Annotated in this window: 14 protein-coding genes, 2 tRNA genes and 2 pseudogenes; 8 read left to right on the top strand and 10 right to left on the bottom strand. The window is 70.3% G+C overall.

Annotated elements, in window-relative coordinates:
- Positions 1–27 precede the first annotated feature (27 nt).
- The 6 genes from BU197_RS01400 (at position 28) to BU197_RS01375 (ending at position 6,088) form a co-directional block, all read left to right on the top strand.
- Positions 28–1,581 carry a NuoM family protein gene (locus BU197_RS01400; RefSeq protein WP_188266471.1) on the top strand — a complete coding sequence of 518 codons (1,554 nt, stop codon included), beginning with the start codon at positions 28–30 and terminating at the stop codon, positions 1,579–1,581.
- 29 nt (positions 1,582–1,610) lie between these two features.
- On the top strand, positions 1,611–3,131 hold the full coding sequence (locus tag BU197_RS01395) for an NADH-quinone oxidoreductase subunit N (protein WP_188266472.1): 1,521 nt from the start codon (positions 1,611–1,613) through the stop codon (positions 3,129–3,131).
- 35 nt (positions 3,132–3,166) lie between these two features.
- Positions 3,167–3,622: a large conductance mechanosensitive channel protein MscL gene (gene mscL, locus BU197_RS01390; RefSeq protein WP_188266294.1), complete on the top strand. Its 456-nt coding sequence runs from the start codon at positions 3,167–3,169 to the stop codon at positions 3,620–3,622.
- A 176-nt stretch (positions 3,623–3,798) separates the two neighbouring features.
- Positions 3,799–4,662 carry a zinc metalloprotease HtpX gene (gene htpX / locus BU197_RS01385; protein WP_188266293.1) on the top strand — a complete coding sequence of 288 codons (864 nt, stop codon included), beginning with the start codon at positions 3,799–3,801 and terminating at the stop codon, positions 4,660–4,662.
- Positions 4,659–5,066, top strand: coding sequence for a YccF domain-containing protein (locus BU197_RS01380; protein ID WP_188266292.1), 408 nt, complete (start codon positions 4,659–4,661; stop codon positions 5,064–5,066). The genes htpX and BU197_RS01380 overlap by 4 nt, the downstream gene beginning before the upstream one ends.
- 8 nt (positions 5,067–5,074) lie before the next feature.
- Positions 5,075–6,088, top strand: a complete 1,014-nt coding sequence (locus tag BU197_RS01375) for a hypothetical protein (protein ID WP_188266291.1) — start codon at positions 5,075–5,077, stop codon at positions 6,086–6,088.
- A gap of 127 nt (positions 6,089–6,215) precedes the next feature.
- Here BU197_RS01375 and BU197_RS01370 read toward each other — a convergent pair whose 3' ends face one another.
- The 4 genes from BU197_RS01370 to BU197_RS01355 all read right to left on the bottom strand — a co-directional run bounded on the left by BU197_RS01370 (position 6,216) and on the right by BU197_RS01355 (position 9,312).
- Positions 6,216–7,454, bottom strand: a complete 1,239-nt coding sequence (locus BU197_RS01370; protein ID WP_188266290.1) for an APC family permease — start codon at positions 7,452–7,454, stop codon at positions 6,216–6,218.
- 20 nt (positions 7,455–7,474) lie between these two features.
- Positions 7,475–8,110, bottom strand: a complete 636-nt coding sequence (locus BU197_RS01365) for an alpha-ketoglutarate-dependent dioxygenase AlkB family protein (protein WP_188266289.1) — start codon at positions 8,108–8,110, stop codon at positions 7,475–7,477.
- Entirely contained in the window at positions 8,107–8,604 is a 498-nt protein-coding gene (locus BU197_RS01360; RefSeq protein WP_188266288.1) for a methylated-DNA--[protein]-cysteine S-methyltransferase, read from the bottom strand. Before BU197_RS01360 ends, BU197_RS01365 begins: the two co-directional genes overlap by 4 nt.
- A 216-nt stretch (positions 8,605–8,820) precedes the next feature.
- The gene (locus tag BU197_RS01355) at positions 8,821–9,312 is read right to left on the bottom strand and encodes a YajQ family cyclic di-GMP-binding protein (RefSeq protein WP_188266287.1); all 492 of its coding nucleotides are present in this window, start codon (positions 9,310–9,312) and stop codon (positions 8,821–8,823) included.
- A gap of 173 nt (positions 9,313–9,485) precedes the next feature.
- Between BU197_RS01355 and BU197_RS01350 the strand changes: the two genes are divergently transcribed.
- A tRNA-Tyr gene (locus tag BU197_RS01350) sits at positions 9,486–9,567 on the top strand.
- 251 nt (positions 9,568–9,818) lie between these two features.
- Here the strand turns inward: BU197_RS01350 and BU197_RS01345 are convergent.
- From BU197_RS01345 to BU197_RS01330, 4 genes and pseudogenes are all read right to left on the bottom strand, one after another.
- Entirely contained in the window at positions 9,819–10,055 is a 237-nt protein-coding gene (locus tag BU197_RS01345; protein ID WP_188266286.1) for a hypothetical protein, read from the bottom strand.
- A 768-nt stretch (positions 10,056–10,823) separates the two neighbouring features.
- Positions 10,824–11,189, bottom strand: a pseudogene (locus BU197_RS01340) (site-specific integrase); the annotation flags it as partial.
- 15 nt (positions 11,190–11,204) lie between these two features.
- A complete protein-coding gene (locus BU197_RS01335; RefSeq protein WP_188266285.1) occupies positions 11,205–12,077 on the bottom strand; it encodes a hypothetical protein in 873 nt (290 codons plus the stop codon).
- A gap of 27 nt (positions 12,078–12,104) precedes the next feature.
- Positions 12,105–13,241: a helix-turn-helix domain-containing protein gene (locus BU197_RS01330; protein ID WP_223182756.1), complete on the bottom strand. Its 1,137-nt coding sequence runs from the start codon at positions 13,239–13,241 to the stop codon at positions 12,105–12,107.
- Between the two features lie 322 nt (positions 13,242–13,563).
- On the opposite strand from BU197_RS01330, the gene BU197_RS01325 reads away from it, so the two are divergent.
- Positions 13,564–13,634 (top strand) — tRNA-OTHER (locus tag BU197_RS01325).
- Positions 13,635–13,825: 191 nt separating this feature from the next.
- Here the strand turns inward: BU197_RS01325 and BU197_RS01320 are convergent.
- The gene (locus BU197_RS01320) at positions 13,826–14,482 is read right to left on the bottom strand and encodes an SDR family oxidoreductase (RefSeq protein WP_188266284.1); all 657 of its coding nucleotides are present in this window, start codon (positions 14,480–14,482) and stop codon (positions 13,826–13,828) included.
- Positions 14,483–14,484: 2 nt separating this feature from the next.
- A pseudogene (locus BU197_RS01315) lies at positions 14,485–14,956 on the bottom strand (hydrolase); the annotation flags it as partial.

Genomic DNA, 14,956 nt, shown 5'->3' with positions numbered 1-14,956 from the left:
GCCGTGATCGATATCAGCGAATCCGTGATGCAGTTCCTTCTCGCGTTGATCGTCGTGGGGCCGCTCATCGGCGCCGCCGCCGCCTTCCTGCCCGCCCCGCCGGGGCTGAAGGGGAAGTCGCCCGAGCAGGCCGTGCTCCGGCACGGCGTCACCGTCACAGGCGCCGTCCTCCTCGCCGCGCTCGTCCTGGTCCTCGGCTTCGACCACGACCAGCCGTCGAGGATGCAGGCCACCACGGACATCACCTGGATCCAGGCGCTCGACGTGCGGATCCACCTCGGCGTCGACGGCATTTCCCTCCCCCTCCTGGTCCTGACCGCGCTGCTGAGCTTCCTCTGCGCGCTGTACAGCTACTTCAAGATGCCCGAAGGCCCCTCCCCGAAGGCCTTCGTCGCTCTCGTCCTCGTCCTGGAGTCCGGCACCCTCGCCACCTTCGCCGTCCTCGACCTCGTCCTGTTCTTCCTGGCCTTCGAGACCGTCCTCATCCCCATGTACTTCCTCATCGCCCGCTGGGGCGGTGCCGGAAGGCAGGCCGCCGCCTGGAAGTTCATCCTCTACACGCTGCTCGGCTCCGTCGTCATGCTGCTCGGCCTGCTCCTCATCGGCGTGAAGGCGGGCACGTTCGACATGGTGGCACTCGCCACTGACAACGGCCGGGGACTGACCACGTCGGTGCAGGTCATCGCCGTTCTCGCGATCGGCGTCGGGCTCGCGGTGAAGACCCCGATGTGGCCGCTGCACAGCTGGCTCCCGGACGCCCACACCGCCGCCCCCACGGTCGGCTCGGTCCTCCTCGCAGGCGTCCTGCTCAAGATGGGCACGTACGGCTTCGTCCGGGTCGTGCTGCCGATCGCCCCCGACGGCATGCGGGCCTTCGCCCCGTACCTCGCGGGCTTCGCCGTCGCCGGGATCGTCTACGGGTCGCTCGCCTGCCTCGCCCTGGTCAGGCCCGGCGGCAAGGGCGACCTCAAGCGGCTCATCGCGTACTCCTCCGTCGGCCACATGGGCTTCGTCCTCCTCGGCATCGCCACCATGACCCCCACCGGGGTCAACGGCGCGCTCTTCGCCAACATCGCCCACGGCCTCGTCACCGGCCTGCTGTTCTTCCTGGTCGGCGCGGTGAAGGACCGGTACGGCACCGCCGACCTCGACACCCTCGCCGGAGCCACGGGCGCCGCCCTCTACGGCCGCGCACCCCGCCTCGGCGCCCTCCTCGCCTTCGCCGCCGTCGCCTCCCTCGGCCTTCCGGGGCTCGCCGGGTTCTGGGGCGAGATGCTGGCCCTGTTCGGCGCCTTCGACCCGGCCGAGGGCCTCAGCCGCCCCGCGTTCCTCACCTTCATGGCGATCGGCGCCTTCGGCACCCTGCTGACCGCCGCCTATCTGCTGCTCGTGGTCCGCCGCGTCTGCATGGGCGGGCCCCGGCCCGCGGGGGAGACGCCGATCGCCGACGTCCAGGGGTACGAGTTCGCCGCCTGGACCCCACTCGTCGCCCTCACCGTCCTCGCCGGACTCTGGCCCGCGGTCCTCCTCGGCCTCACCGACCCGGCCGTACAGCAGCTCCTCGCCGGAGGCACCCAGTGACCCCGTCGCTCGTCCAGTCAGCCGACGCGATCTCCCCGCTCGCCCGGTCGTCCGACGCGATCCCCTCGCTCGTCCAGTCCGTCGACTGGCTCACGATCGCGCCGCCGCTCCTGACGGCCCTGACCGCCCTCGCGGTGCTCGTCGCCGACCTGTTCGTCCCCGAGGGCCGCAAGCCGCTGCTCGGCTGGGCCGCCGTCGCCGGACTCGCCGGCTCCCTCGCGCTCCTGCTTCCGCTGCGGGCCGGTGACCGGGCGACGTTCTGCCTGACCGTCGAAGGCCGGGCCGGGGCGTGCAGCTACACCGCCGACCACTTCACCCTCGTCATCCAGCTGCTCGTGCTCGGCGGCGCGCTCCTCACGGCGCTGCTCTCCTTCTCCGAGACCCGCGAGCGGCTTCCGGCGGGCGAGTTCTGGTTCCTGCTGCTGTCCTCGGCGGCGGGCGCCGCCCTGCTGCCCGCCTCCCGCGATCTGGCGACCCTCGTCGTCGCCCTCGAAGTGGCCTCGCTGCCCGCGTTCGCGCTCGTCGGCCTCAAGCGCGGCGACCGCAGGTCGGGCGAGGCGGCGCTCAAGTTCTTCCTCTCCTCGGTCACCGCGACCGCCGTCACCCTGCTCGGCGTCAGCTTCGTGTACGCGTCGACCGGCACCCTCCACCTGACGGAGCTGGCCACCCGTCTGGACGACGTGCCCGGCCGGCTGGAGACCCTCGCCGAGGCGGGCGTGGCCCTCACCCTGGTCGGCTTCGCCTTCAAGACGGCCGCCGTCCCCTTCCACTTCTGGGTCCCCGACACCTACGTGGGCGCCCCGCTGCCCGTCGCCGCCTATCTCTCCGTGGTCGGCAAGGCCGTCGGCTTCACCGGGCTCATCCTGGTGACGGTCGTCGCCTTCCCCTCGTACGCGGACGTGTGGGGGCCCGCGCTCGCCGTCCTGGCCGCGCTGACGATGACCGTCGGCAACGTCGCCGCCCTGCGGCAGGTCTCCACGCGCGCGTGGAGCGCGGTCCGGCTGCTCGCCTGGTCCTCCGTCGCCCAGGCCGGCTACCTCCTGGTGCCGATCGCCGCCGCCGCGTACTCCAGCGACGACCAGATCGGCGCGACCGTCGCGTACGCCCTGATGTACGCCGTGGTGAACCTGGGCGCGTTCGCGGTCGTCGCGCTCGTCGCCCGCCGCCACCCCGAGAACCGGCTCGACGACTACCGGGGCCTGTACGCGGCGGCCCCCGCCGCCGCCCTCGCCCTCGCCTTCTTCCTGGTGAATCTGTCCGGTTTGCCCCCGGGTATCATCGGCCTCTTCGCCAAGGTGACCGTCTTCTCGTCGGCCGTCGACGCGGGCCTCGGCTGGCTTGCCGTGATCATGGCCGTCAACGTCGTGATCGGGCTGTACTACTACCTCCGCTGGACCGCGTCGCTGTTCCGCGCCCCCCAGGGCCGGGCCGAGCCGTACCGGGCCCCCACACCGGTCACCCTGGCGATCGTGCTGACGGCCGCCGCCGGAGCCGTGCTGTCGGGGTACCCGCAGCTCGCCCTCCGCTTCGCCACGCAGACCCTGTTCTGATCTCCCCACAGAAAAAGACCGAGGAGCAACACCCCGTGCTGAACGGATTCAAGGACTTCATCCTTCGCGGAAACGTCATCTCGATGGCCATCGGCCTGGCCGTCGGATCGGCGTTCACGGCCGTCGTCACCGGCTTCAGCAAGGCGTTCATCACCCCGCTCATCGGTCTCGCCACCGGCTCCGTCGGCGACTTCAGCGAAGCCAGCTTCAAGATCCAGGGCACCGTCTTCCCCTACGGTCTGGCCATCGCCGCCCTCATCGCCTTCCTCATCACGGCGGCCGTCCTCTACTTCCTGATCGTGGTCCCCATGACCAAGATCCAGGCCAAGTTCGCCAGGGCCGAGGCCACCGACCCCAAGGCCGAGAAGCGCGACTGCCCGCACTGCTTCACCGAGATCCCGGCCATCGCCACCCGCTGCGGCCACTGCACCAGCGAGATCGAGCCCACCGCCGCCCCGCTGGAGAAGATCACGGTCCCGGCGGCCCGCTGATCACCCGAACGGCGGACACCACCCCCGGCGCGGCCAGGGGAACCACAGCTTCCCGCCTGGCGTTGACCAGTACGGAAGGGTCCACTGGACCTGGAAGCCCCGCTCCCGGCCCAGGCCCGGGAGCGGACGACCACGAAGCAAAGGGTTCCCCTGCCGCACCACTTGGAGGGCGTACCGTGCACCGCCGGCACAACGGGCTGAGGACCGCCGTACTCCTCGGAGGGCTCTCGGCCCTCATCATCGTCATCGGCAGCTTCTTCGGGCGTACGGGACTGATCGTCGCGCTCGTCGTGGCGCTCGGCACCAACGCGTACGCGTACTGGAACAGCGACAAGCTGGCACTCCGGGCCATGCGCGCCCGCCCCGTCAGCGAATTCGAGGCCCCCGCCCTCTACCGGATGGTGCGGGAGCTCTCCACCCAGGCGCGCCAGCCCATGCCCCGCCTCTACATCTCGCCGACCCAGGCGCCCAACGCCTTCGCGACCGGCCGCAACCCGCGCAACGCGGCCGTCTGCTGCACGGAGGGCATCCTCGCCCTCCTCGACGAGCGCGAACTGCGCGGGGTCATCGGCCACGAGCTGAGCCACGTCTACAACCGGGACATCCTCATCTCCTCGGTCGCCGGAGCCCTCGCCTCCGTGATCATGTTCCTGGTGAACTTCGCCTGGCTGATCCCCGTCGGACGCTCCAACGACGACGACGGGCCCGGACTCCTCGGCATGCTCCTGGTCATGATCCTCGGCCCGATCGCCGCCTCGGTGATCCAGCTCGCCATCTCCCGCTCCCGCGAGTACGAGGCGGACGCCTCCGGAGCCCAGCTCACCGGCGACCCGCTCGCCCTCGCCAGCGCCCTGCGCAAGCTCGAAACCGGCACCAGGCAGCTGCCGCTCCCCCCGGAGCCCCGGATCGAGACCGCGAGCCACATGATGATCGCGAACCCGTTCCGCCCCGGCCAGGGCGTCTCGAAGATGTTCTCCACCCATCCGCCGATGGCCGAGCGCATCGCCCGGCTCGAACAGATGGCAGGTCACCGCCCGTGAAGACTCTCCTCAACGTCATATGGCTGATCCTCTGCGGCTTCTGGATGTTCCTCGGCTATCTGCTCGCGGGCGTCCTGCTCTGCGTCACGGTCATCGGCATACCCTTCGGCCTCGCCGCCTTCCGCATCGGCCGCTACGCGCTGTGGCCCTTCGGCCAGACCGTCGTCGACCGCCGTGACGCCGGAGCCCCCTCCTGCGTCGGCAACGTCCTCTGGCTGATCCTGGCCGGCTGGTGGCTCGCCCTCGGCCACATCACCACCGGCATCGCCCTCTGCCTCACCGTCATCGGCATCCCCCTCGGCATCGCGAACTTCAAGATGATCCCGGTCTCGCTGCTGCCCCTCGGCAAGGAGATCGTCCCCACCGACCAGGCCTACGGGACGTACGGCCCGCAGGTCCGCTGAGGCCCTCGGTGCACCCCCGGTACGCACTCGTCTCGGGCCCCTACGAGGTCGCCCGCTGCCAGGACGTCGAAGGGCTCTACGGCGAGCCCGTACCGCCGCCCCGCCTCGTCCACGAACTCCGCGGCTGCGAACCCCGGGGCGAACTCGCCCGAGCCGTCACCCAGGCCGTCGTCGAGGGCACCGCCCCGCTCGGCACCCTCCACGTCCTCACCCACGACGGCCTCGCCTGGGTCCTCGAAGGCTGCCGCGTCCTCGGCGCGCGCGGCGACGTCGTCACCGTCGAGTCCGCCGGCGGCCCCCGCCGCTCCCACACCGGCGAGCCCGCCGTCCCCTGCGGCAACCTCGTCCGGCTCTCCCGCGTCCCCGCCGCCCGCACCCACACCGAGATCACCTTCCTCGGCTGCGTCCCGCGCGGCGGGCTGCGCCAGGCCCTGGAATCCGGCGCGCGCGAGTACGACCCCGTCCGCTACCAGGTGCTCGGCCACACGGGCGCCGTCCACCACGAGGCCCCGGCGGGCCGCGTCACCGGCTGGCGGGGCTCCGCCCACGACCCCGGCCTGTTCGACCTCACCGTCTCCTTCCCCAGGGCGGGCCTGGTGCCGCACCAGAAACGGCAGGTCTGGGAGCTGTGGCACCACGACCGGCCCGCCGAACCGGGCACCTGGCGGCGCTTCACCGGACCGGGGCGCGCCGAATGGCTCCGGCAGGCCGCCCGCCGCTCGCACGGCGTCCCCGGGATCGTCCCCGGCGCCACCCACCACCTCGACGGCGCCGGCATCGTCGACGAGGACTCCCTGCTCTGCGCCCTCGGCGAGGCCGTCCACGGCCCCGGGCGCGCCCTCGGCGCCGCCACCCCGAGGGAGGCGGGCGAACTGCTCGCGGGCACCACCCTCGTCTGGCACCACGCCGACACCGCCCGCGCCTGCCTGGGCGTCCAGCCGTGGAGCGCCCACCGCCCCCTCACCTTCGAGGAGTTCGCCGAAGAACTCAGGACGGCGGGCGTACGACTCGTCCTCGACTGACCACCCACGCGCCGAAGGGCTCGGGAGGGCGGGAGGTACGGCTCCTCCTCGACTGACCGCCCAGGCCACGGCCCCGGCTTGAGTACGAGGCAATGGGTGGCGGCCGACCGCCCACGCGCCGAAGGGTTCAGGACGGCGGGCGTACGGCTCGTCCCCGGCCGACCGCCCAGGCCACCACGCCCGCCGCGACGACCGCCGCCCCCGCGAGCACCGCGCCGGGCGGCAGCGCGAGCGCGAGGGCTCCGCACCCGGCGAGCCCGAGCGCGGCGAGCGGCCGCCGCCGGGGCCCCAGGGTCCACGCGGAGGCGTTCGCGATCCCGTAGTAGACGAGCACCCCGAAGGACGAGAAGCCGATCGCGCCCCGTACGTCCGCCGTCGCCGCCACCACGGCCACCACCGCGCCCACCGCGACCTCGGCCCGGTGCGGTACCCGGTAGCGGGGGTGGACGGCGGCGAGCGCCACCGGCAGATGCCCGTCCCTGGCCATGGCAAGGGCCGTACGGGAGACCCCGAGGACCAGCGAGAGCAGCGAGCCGAGCGCGGCGACGGCGGCCCCCACCGCGACCACCGGCACCAGCCAGGCGGCGCCCGCCGCGCGGGCCGCGTCCGTAAGGGGCGCGGGGGAGTGGGCGAGCGCCCCGGCGCCGAGGACGGCGAGCACCGCCCAGGCGACCAGGGCGTAGACGAGGAGCGCGAGGCCCAGCGCGAGGGGCACGGCACGCGGGATCGTCCGGGCCGGATCACGGACCTCCTCGCCGAGCGTGGCGATCCGCGCGTACCCCGCGAATGCGAAGAAGAGCAAACCGGCGGCCTGGAGAACCCCGCCGAAGGAGGCCTCCGCGCCGGGCGGTCGCGGCCCGCTCCCACCGGCCCCGAGGCAGACCGCGACCAGCACCGCGAGCACGGTCAGGACCACCGTCACGAGCACCCGGGTGAGCAGCGCCGACTTCTGGACTCCCCTGTAGTTCACGGCGGTCAGGGCCACCACGGCGGCCACCGCCACCCCATGCGCCTGCTCCGGCCACGCGTACGCCCCGACGGTCAGCGCCATCGCCGCGCAGGAGGCCGTCTTGCCCACCGTGAACGCCCAGCCGGCCAGATACCCCCAGAACGGCCCGAGCCGTTCGCGACCGTACACATACGTGCCACCCGACTGCGGATGGACAGCGGCGAGCCGGGCCGAGGCCATGGCATTGCAGTACGCCACGACGGCGGCGATCCCGAGCGCCGCGAGCAGCCCGCCCCCGGACCCCGCGGCCCCGGCGGCGGGCCCGAGCGCGACGAAGATCCCGGCCCCGACCATGGCACCGAGCCCGATCACGACCGCGTCGAGGACACCGAGGGACCGGCGCAGCTCAGCACTCATGGGCGGCAGACTAGGGCTTCTCAGGGAAGCACCGGGAGTCCCGTCTCGCGCAGCGTGATGTTCAGCCGCCCGGCAAGCCCCAGCGCCGGATCGGCCGTCCCCGCGAGGACCCTGGGCACCCCGTGATGCACCCACCGCGACGCCCCGCCGAAGACGAACAGATCCCCCGAGACCAGCTCCACGTCCTGGTACGGGCGCCCCCGGTTCTCCTCGTTCCCCAGCCGGAACACACACCGGTCCCCGAGACTCAGCGACACCACCGGCGCCCCCGAACGCTCCTCCCGGTCCTGGTGCATCCCCATCCGGGCCCCCGGCCCGTAGAAGTTCACCAGCGCGGTGTCCGGAGTGAACCCCCCGTCGTCGCCGTACGCCTCGGCCAGCGCCTCCCGCCCAAGGGCGACGAGCATCTCCGGTACCGGCACGGCGCCCGTGCCGAGATAGCGGTACGGCACCCAGCGCCGCCCCAGACAGAGCGAACTCACCGACATGACACCCCCGCCGGGCAGCACGGTCCGCCGGTACGGCACCGGCCCCCGCCCCCACTCCCGGCAGCTCTCCACAAGCTCCCGCTGTCGAGCGAACGACAGCCACCCCGGCACGTGCACGGCGCCGGGCGCCACCTCGGCCCGCTCCCGGGGAAACAGCCCCTCGCTCACCCCAGGGCCCCCTCCAGGCCCAGCAGCCGCTCCTTGCGCTCAAGCCCGGCGGCGTACCCCCGCAGACTCCCGTCGGCCCCGATCACCCGGTGACACGGCCGCACCACCAGCAGCGGATTGCGCCCGATCGCCGTCCCCACCGCCCGCACCCCGGCCCCCGCCGACCCGACCCGCCGGGCGATCTCCCCGTACGAGACCGTCGTCCCGTACGGGATCTCCTCCAGGGCCCGCCACACCCGCTGCTGGAACGCGGTCCCCCCGTCCACCGCGAGCGGCAGCTCGAACCGCTCCCTGCGCCCCGCGAAGTACTCGCCCAACTGCCCGGCCACCTCGCCGAAGACCTCGGGCGCGAGAACCCACCCCTCCTGGACCTCGACCCCGCCCTTCTGCTCCGGCAGCGACAACGACCGCAACGCGATCCGCCCCCCGTCGAGAACCTGCCCGACCAGCAGCATCTCGCCCAGGGGCCCGTCGACGTACGCGTACACGGCCATGACTCGTTCCTCTCCCGCACCGGTCTTCCCCCACCAGTGTGCGGCGGCCGAGGGGGCGGGGGCTGGCGGATTTCGGACGCGGGGGTGGGGGCGACCGCCACGGGGCCGCGGGAACGCGGAGGGGGCGTGGCACGGAGTCCCGTGCCACGCCCCCTCGACCGCAGAGCCGCAGAGCCGCAGAGCCCTCTCGGGCGGCGGCGGTGCCCTCGGCCGCGCCTAGCGGTAGTTCACGAACTGGATCGCGAAGTCGAAGTCCTTGCCCTTGAGCAGCGCCTGCACCGCCTGGAGGTCGTCCCGGCTCTTCGAGCTGACGCGCAGCTCCTCGCCCTGGACCTGGGCCTTGACGCCCTTGGGGCCCTCGTCGCGGATGGTCTTCGCGACCTTCTTCGCGTTCTCCTGCGAGATGCCCTCCTGCACCGAGGCGAAGAGCTTGTACTCCTTGCCGGACAGCTGCGGGTCGCCCTCGACGTCCAGCGACTTGAGCGAGATCCCGCGCTTGATCAGCTTGGACTGGAAGATGTCGAGGATCGCGAGGACGCGCTCCTCGCCGTTCGCCTGCATCAGGATCTTCTCGCCGGACCAGGAGATCGAGGCGTTGGTTCCCTTGAAGTCGTAACGCTGGGAGATCTCCTTGACGGCCTGGTTGAGGGCGTTGTCGACCTCCTGCCGCTCGACCTTGGACACGATGTCGAAACTGGAGTCGGCCATGACTCGTGGCTCCTTGCTCGGATGCTTGGGGTACAGGCCAAAGCCTAGGGGGTGAGCCGCGACCCGAACCGCTGATCAATCCGGTGGCGGACCACCCCGGGGGATCAGGTATTGTTTACGTCGTTGCCAAGGAACACCGCAGCAAAGCGGCGACTCCACAGCAGCGATCTCATGGCGATGTGCCCGAGTGGCCAATGGGAGCGGACTGTAAATCCGTCGGCTTAGCCTACCCAGGTTCGAATCCTGGCGTCGCCACGCGATAAGAACGGCCCCTGATCTGCGGAAACGCGATCAGGGGCCATTCTGCTGTCCGGGGGCGGCGGAGTCGAGCTGTCTCGCTACGTGCCGACCAATCGCAGGCCCTACCAGGTGCCACGGACGACACGTGGACGGGGCACCAGTGCTCCTCTCTCAAGAAGGTCACCCTTGCCAGCAAGGGTGACGGCCCGGACGCTACGGGACGTGGCGTCCGGGGTCTCGCGCCCCGTGCCAGTGACCGACTGCGGTCACACGATGTGCACGCGCTCAAGGGACCCGTCCTCGTTGCGCAGGAGAACCTGCCGCCCATCAGCCATCTCGCCGGCCAGGAACGCGTAGATCTGGACTGCCCTATTGATCACATCCGTCTTGGAGAGCCCTGATAGCTCCGTCAGGGCTTGGATCGATTGCACCGAGGGTGGGACGAAGGTGACTGAAAAGCGTTCGCTTTCGGCGGGCTCAACGGCCCTGAGTGCTCTGCTCATACGCCTTCCTTTGTGACGGTAGAGCCCAATTGGTATGAGCCCCGCACTCTCATCGTCGCACAGATACATCCAGTGCGCACCGACTGGGTTCGATTCTGGTGTGTTTTTGGTGCATGACTGGTGCGTCATGCGCTACGGTGGTTTCACCCCTCGAAACCTCGAAGGGCCTCAAGGAGAGGAGTTGACATGAGGCAAAGCCGACCGACCACTGCTGTCTAGCGGCCGGGAGCTTGGCGCCGGTGACTGTTGATTACGGATGATCAACGGCCGGGGCCGCCCGGAAGGAAAAAAGTGTCGAAGAACACCGAAGCGCTGGTCCCTGTCGCCACCGCTACTGTCCGCCAGCCCGTCCAGGGAGATGTAGAGCCGTCGGCTGAGGAGCCCACTGGGGCGGCGACGGTCACCATTTTCGCTGTGCCGGAAGGGCCGGGAATCACCGTTTCCGTCCCGGCTAGTTCTAGCGGTCACATGTTGGAGTCGGTCACCTGCCTTGGCGTCACTGCGGCGTCGATGTTGGGACCCATCGCTTTGTTGAAGGTCGTGCCTGCCGATTGGCCCTGGCCGGTTGGGGGAGGGTTGGCGCTCCTGCTGGCGCTGATGCCCCTGGCGTACGTCCTTCTCAGCACTCGGCGTTTGCGCCGCAAGTAGCGGCTCAGTGAGTCGAGACGTTCTCCGTATCTAGCGAAGTGGCGCCACCCCTGCCCTGCAGGGTCGACCGTTCATGGTCAACGGCCAGCACCCCGCTCAGGGGCGCTGGCCGCCATGTGTTCACGAGCCGAGGCGCTGTTGCAGCCGGGCGGAGATCTTGGCGTTCGCGGCCTCGTCGCCGCCCTTCAGGAACTTCGCGTAGACCCGAAAGAGCACGGCGACCGAGTGGCTGGCCCGCTGTGCGACGAGCTGAGGCTCGACGCCGGAACTGAGCCACGTCGAGACGGCGGCGTGACGAAGATCATATGGTCGCTTGGCCAGCTTCGTCTCCCGCTCGGCCGGGCTTGGCACGTCCTCACGGGCGCCCGCCCAGACCTCGCCGTAGCCGCTCTCCTGGGCCATGCCGCCCCGGGCGGTCCGGAACAGCCGGCCGTCGGCGTGGGTGCCGTAGGCGGTGACGTGCCACCGGAGCATCGAGACCAGCTCGATTGCCCCCGGCTGTTAGTTGATCAGTTGGCCGATATAGAGAGGGGTCAGTACTCGAATTCGGCTCTCAGGGATGTCGCCGGCAAGGGCTTGTACAGCAAGATTGGTTCCTGTGGTGGCTGCTGCGCCGAAGAGTTCACGCAAGTGCTGCAAACCCGTCACGGCAATCTGACCTACTCGCGGGTCGGTCCTCAGCGAGTCAAACGCTGATGAAACCTGCCCGACGGGGACGGTAGCCATGATGCGGTAGACGTCGCCAGCGTCTTTGGCGGAGAGACGCTCGGGCTTGCCTCTTTGGGCGTCGGCGATTCGCTCCTGCAGTTTGAAAGCCTTCGCGACAAGGAGAGCCGCAGGTCCTGCGACGTATGCTTCTACACTGCGCGGGTCCTCTGACGCCAGGCTCCGGATGGTCAGCAGAGAGCGGTCGACTGCCGCTACCTCCAGGCCGGGAACCTTCTTTGTCGCCCAGGGGTCATGTGGCGGCATCTCGGTACGCCGCTTCTTCTTGTTTCCGGGAGCCAGCCCCTCGGGGACGAGTAGATCGACTTCGACCCCGACCTGGGTGTGGCCGACCTGTTCCGTACGCTGCCACAACCCGACTTGGGGGTTACCTCTGGCGTCTGGCTTCAGCGAGAAGCCAGCCGCGCTCATGGCTTCTTCCAGGAGCGGCTGCTCGCCCAGGGTTTCTGGGTCAATGCTGATGTCGCCGTCGGACGTGTACGCGGCGTTGCTGATCGCTGCTTGTTCGGTCCGGAGGTAGACGGCCTGCGCGCCCACCACGGTCAGGGCTTCGCGGTGGTTCTCCAGCGCGATGAGGGCGTCTAGCAGCACCCTGCGTGCGGCCAGGTTCAACTCGTCAACGTCAGTGTCGGGTGATGCCTGCGACATAGTCCCCCCTCGAGATCTGGCGCGATCCTAGAGCAGGGTTGGTTCATCTGAGAGGGAAAGATCGGGTTTACGCCATGCGTGTTCATGCTCGGTCATGAACGCAAGTACTTTCTCGCCTTCGGCCGGCATGCGCCCTGGCCCCGAGAGGCAGTCGACAGCGAGTTGACTGAGACCGACTTGCCAACGCCCTGCGATCTCGATGGGGCGTTGCCACACGCTGCTGTCTCGGGCATGCAAGAGGAGGACTTCGGCTCCCTCGGGTACAGGCATGAGCCCAAGCTCGTTCGCCACAGCCTGGGCGTTCTCCGGAGCTTCTTGGACGTACAGCATGAGCTGCCCCCCCACGGAGACCGGCGCAAAGGATCGAGCCGCGTAGGAGCCGGTGATGAGGACCTCGCGCCGGTACCCCGGCCCCGTGGCTTCCAGCTGGTGGAGGACGGCCTTGACGCCGTTTGGGGCGATCATCCCCATGGGGTTCGCGCTGCGGAGCAGGTCAGTTTGCATTGCGCGGGCTCGCAGAAGTCTTTGCCAATCGACGGAGACTACGACCTTGCCGTCACGCTGGATCAGTAGTTGGTCCTCCAGTGTGTCGAGGAGCTTCGAGACGTAGGGCAAGCTGAGCCCCGCCCGCTTAGCCAACTCCGTTGCGCGGTAAGGGGGGACGACGTCAGCCAGTAGGCGCAGCAGTCGGCCTGCTCGCAGGCCAGTCAGGAGTGGCTTGCTGGAGCGGTGGCGGTGACTTGCCGGGGCCCGGTCTGCCCCCTGAGTGTGGATGACGATGGCTGGCCGCCCTACCCGCAGGGAGATGTTCCCTGTGAGGTCCAGGTAGTTGATGTCGTTACTGCGCAGCGCATCCTGGGTGAGTGGGCTGATCCATGGGGAGACCACCATGAGCTGGGTGTAGTGATTCACTCGGCGGACGAGGGATGCGGTGGAGGCTAGGCGGTCCGCAGCTTCCTTGGGGGTAACCCGCTCCTTCGCCTCCACAAGCATCTGGACGTAGACGCCGTCGGTGGACTTGATCTGCAACATCGCGTCCCATGCGTGGTCGCCACCGGGTACCTGGTCCGGCTGCAGGATCACCTCCCATTCGGGTCCGAGTAGATCCTGCAGTGTGGCCCGGGTTCGCTCCAGCAGCTCGTGCTCTGCATGCGCGTTGTCCATGTCTCGATCATGGCACGGCAAGTCTGCCGATTTTGGAGAACTTGCCGATTGGTTGCAACTTTCCTTCTAGAGGAAAGTTGCTTAGATCGGAAAGTTTTAGGATATTGCAAGCTTTCTTGAGTCGGGAAAGTTGCAGTCTCCGGAAACTCGGTCGGGCAGCTTCAGGCCAGGAGAGGGTGCAGGGGGCTCTACTCGGCGGCCATCCCTGTGTGCCAACCACCGTGGTGGTCAGTGGAGCGCCGTCGCAGCACTGGACGAGGTGTGGACGGGATGATCCCTGGACCTGTGTCGCTTGAGCTTCAGTGCAGGCCAGCTGCCATCAGGCGAGGTCATGATCAGCGGACTGTAAATCCGTCGGCTTAGCCTACCCAGGTTCGAATCCTGGCGTCGCCACGTGAAGAAGGTCCCCGGTGTTCGCACCGGGGACCTTCACTCGTTTTCGGGAACCCGCCTTCGAGGCCCGGGGAATCACCCCTCGCGGGGGCCGGGAACCACCCCTCGCGGGGGCCCGGGGAGCCGCCCGTCCAGGCGCGAGGAACCGCCCGTCCGGGCCCAGGGGAACCGCCCGTCCGGGCCCGCCCCGCTCAGTTCCCCGCCACGTCCTTCACCGCCACCGACAGCGGCACCGAGCCCTCGATCAGCTCCAGCGTCAGACCCGCCGTCGCCGGAGTCTCCAGCAGCTCCGCCAGGACCGCCGCCACATCGTCCCGGGACACCCGGCCCCGGCCCGTACGCGCCTCCAGACGGACCCGGCCCGTCCCCGCCTCGTCCGTCAGCGCGCCCGGCCGCAGGATCGTCCACTCCAGGGCCTCGCGCGCCCGGATCGCGTCGTCCGCCGCGCCCTTCGCCCGCAGATACGCGTCGAAGACCTCCTCACCCGGATGCCCGGCGTCCGCGCCCATCGACGAGACCACCACGAACCGGCGCACCCCCGCCCGCTCCGCCGCGTCGGCGAACAGCACCGCCGCCCCCCGGTCCACCGACTCCTTGCGGTCCGCGCCACTGCCCGGCCCCGCGCCCGCCGCGAAGACCGCCGCGTCCGCACCCCGCAGGGCCTCCGCGACCGCCTCCACCGACGCCGACTCCAGGTCGAGCACCACCGGCTCGGCCCCCGCTTCCCGCAGGGCCTCCGCCTGCTCCGGTCTGCGGACGACCCCCGCGACCTCATGCCCGCCGGCCGAGAGCAGCCGCTCCAGACGCAGGGCGATCTTTCCGTGTCCTCCAGCGATGACGATGCGCATACTCACGACCGTACGACGGGACCGGCCGGAGGGCCCCCCGGTTCCTGCGGACGCTCCGGACGCGTCTGACGCGGCAGATCCAGCGCCGACGCCGAATCGCAGTACTCCCGCACCGCGCTCGTCCGCGCCACCACCCGCCCCCGGTGCACCACGATCCGGCTGTACGCCAACGACAGCACGCCCCCGAGCCGCTCCCCCCGCACGGCCACCAGCTCCGCAGGGAAACCCGCCTCCACCCGCACCTCCGGCAGCCCCATCACCGCCCGCGCCTCCCCGCTCACCGCCCCGTACGCCTCCTCCGGACGCAGCCCCCCGAGCGAGGCCAGCAGATACGCCGCCTCCAGCGGATCCCCCCGCCCCACCGGATTCGCCACGTCCCGCAGCGCCCCGCTGCCCGCCGCGACCCGCACCCCCGCAGCCCGCAGCAGCCGCACCGGCGCCGCGCCCCGCCGCCCGGTGCTCCCGCAGCCGCCC

It is taken from the genome of Streptomyces sp. CBMA291, from assembly GCF_014596525.1.
Classification (GTDB): Bacteria; Actinomycetota; Actinomycetes; order Streptomycetales; family Streptomycetaceae; genus Streptomyces.
The sequence above is the reverse complement of the archived record's forward strand: the minus strand, read 5'-3'. Positions and strand labels throughout refer to the sequence as shown.

Excerpts from the sequence above, each read along its gene's own strand:
- BU197_RS01360 (WP_188266288.1), bottom strand. The coding sequence starts at position 8,604 with ATGGCCGTGTACGCGTACGTCGACGGGCCCCTGGGCGAGATGCTGCTG.
- BU197_RS01370 (WP_188266290.1), bottom strand. The coding sequence starts at position 7,454 with ATGAGTGCTGAGCTGCGCCGGTCCCTCGGTGTCCTCGACGCGGTCGTG.
- BU197_RS01330 (WP_223182756.1), bottom strand. The coding sequence starts at position 13,241 with ATGGACAACGCGCATGCAGAGCACGAGCTGCTGGAGCGAACCCGGGCC.
- BU197_RS01355 (WP_188266287.1), bottom strand. The coding sequence starts at position 9,312 with ATGGCCGACTCCAGTTTCGACATCGTGTCCAAGGTCGAGCGGCAGGAG.
- BU197_RS01345 (WP_188266286.1), bottom strand. The coding sequence starts at position 10,055 with ATGAGCAGAGCACTCAGGGCCGTTGAGCCCGCCGAAAGCGAACGCTTT.
- BU197_RS01335 (WP_188266285.1), bottom strand. The coding sequence starts at position 12,077 with ATGTCGCAGGCATCACCCGACACTGACGTTGACGAGTTGAACCTGGCC.
- BU197_RS01320 (WP_188266284.1), bottom strand. The coding sequence starts at position 14,482 with ATGCGCATCGTCATCGCTGGAGGACACGGAAAGATCGCCCTGCGTCTG.
- BU197_RS01400 (WP_188266471.1), top strand. The coding sequence starts at position 28 with ATGCAGTTCCTTCTCGCGTTGATCGTCGTGGGGCCGCTCATCGGCGCC.